Annotated in this window: 2 protein-coding genes; one reads left to right on the forward strand and one right to left on the reverse strand. The window is 37.5% G+C overall.

The window, feature by feature from the left end:
* The first annotated feature begins 220 nt into the window (after positions 1–220).
* Positions 221–736, forward strand: coding sequence for a replication/maintenance protein RepL (locus LU493_RS19380; RefSeq protein WP_000097059.1), 516 nt, complete (start codon positions 221–223; stop codon positions 734–736).
* A 461-nt stretch (positions 737–1,197) separates the two neighbouring features.
* Here LU493_RS19380 and LU493_RS19385 read toward each other — a convergent pair.
* Positions 1,198–1,776, reverse strand: a 579-nt coding sequence (locus LU493_RS19385; protein ID WP_275289449.1) for a type IV secretion system protein, incomplete at its 5' end; no start/stop codon positions are given.

A 1,776-nucleotide genomic window follows, 5' to 3' on the forward strand; every position in this document is an offset into this window, starting at 1 on the left:
AGGAAGCGGAAGAGAATTGATAGCCATAATTGAGCACCTACGCTCCTTAGTTAAGAACTAAGAAGGGAAATTCTCGGAACCCGCATGAATCCTAGAAAGTGGTGATCAGGATCTGTACCTTGTAAGCTCAGATCCGGTACCTTGCAGGCTCAAAAATTGCTTGATTTTGAGCTTATGAGGATTTATTGTGAATCTCCAAAGCCCAAAAAAGGATGCAATAATGAGCTCGCTAAGCTTACAGAGATACGAAACAAACCCGTTTTTAGAGCTTATGACGATCCCGATGAAAGGGAAACGGATACAAGTATCTCGTCTTGGGCGGGATGACAATGTTTTGGTTAATCAAAACACGGGAGAAAAGTTTGGAACACATGTAACCACTTTTAAGCGTGTAGATAGTGAGCAATTTGTTAAGTTGTTTACTGCGAATATTGGGTTAACGTTTGATTTATCATCGGCAGGAATTAAAGCTTTTAATGTTCTTTTATGGGCTGTTCAAAAACAAGCCTTTGCAAAGGATCAGGTTCTTTTGGATTCAAGGGCTCTTGATGACTTTTTAAAAAGCTATGATAGCTTAAAACTTAGTTATGCTACGTTAAAGAGAGGAATTAACGAGTTAGAAAAAGCTCAGATTATAGCAAAGACAATGCGTAAAGGATTTTATTTTATAAACCCCAATTTTGTATTTAATGGAGATCGAATAGCATTTACAACCCTAATTGAGAGGGATTGTTAATCGATAGAACAATACAATGCAGGATAGACAATCCACTAGAAATTGCATGCAATTTTCAGTGGATTGTCCAAAAACGATGTTTTTGCCTGTGCCTGCCGCAGGCTCTATATTTAGAATTTAGAATAGAAAAGGCCATCTATTCGATGACCTTTATTTTTTACTTCATTGAAAATCGCATTACTATTAATAACAGAAGTAAAATACAAAACAGCTTTAACGTAAAAAGGAGTCTTTCTTTTATACCACCGCTGGGAACAAACCTCTTTTCAATTTTATCAGTGATAAATTGCAATGTACCATAATACATTAAAGCATTAATCAGCTTTAACGTAAGCTCCACACTTAAAACAATAACTATGATTGGTAGCGAGATTAACAGTGGCGGCGGTGTAGAACCGGTACTATTCAATCTAGACCAATGATTATCTACCCATTCTTTTAGCTTATTTAGCTTTATCATATCATTCGAAACTCGGTATCTTTGCATTTTTCTGACGCAGGCGATACTCAGCATACTTTTGCTCTTTCAACATTTCCGCATCAGCCCTGTTTTTACTATCCCATACATCATACTGCATTTTAATTGCCTGTATTTTTAACGACTGCGCCTGCAATGCGTTAGCCAAATCCTGGGATTCTTTCATATCCTTTGAAGACTCAATTCGGTTACTTAAACTCTGAATCTGAGACATTGCACTTGATAGCTGCTTATTTATCTCATTTCCCTGTTCAATGCTAGCGGCCGTTGAAACTATTCTGGCCTTACAAAGGTTATCAGAACTTTCAATGCCTGTAGAACACATATTAAAAGCACCATACTTGCTGAACAGATTTTTCGCCTGACTACTTAATGCACCTTCAGGATTACTGGTAAAATCAGAAATATAACTGTTCCCCTGCTTATAAATGTTTGCCAGCTCTGATTGTAGGTTACTTAGTTCATTTGTGAATGCCGCAATATTCCTTATACCTGTTGCCGTGGCTAACTGGTCTTTATATGCCTGAATCTGACTTTGATAATGCCGCGCTGTTTCAGACCC

The organism is Halomonas elongata (assembly GCF_029081005.1).
GTDB classification, from domain to species: domain Bacteria; phylum Pseudomonadota; class Gammaproteobacteria; order Pseudomonadales; family Halomonadaceae; genus Halomonas; species Halomonas elongata_B.

Excerpts from the sequence above, each read along its gene's own strand:
- LU493_RS19380 (WP_000097059.1), top strand. The coding sequence starts at position 221 with ATGAGCTCGCTAAGCTTACAGAGATACGAAACAAACCCGTTTTTAGAG.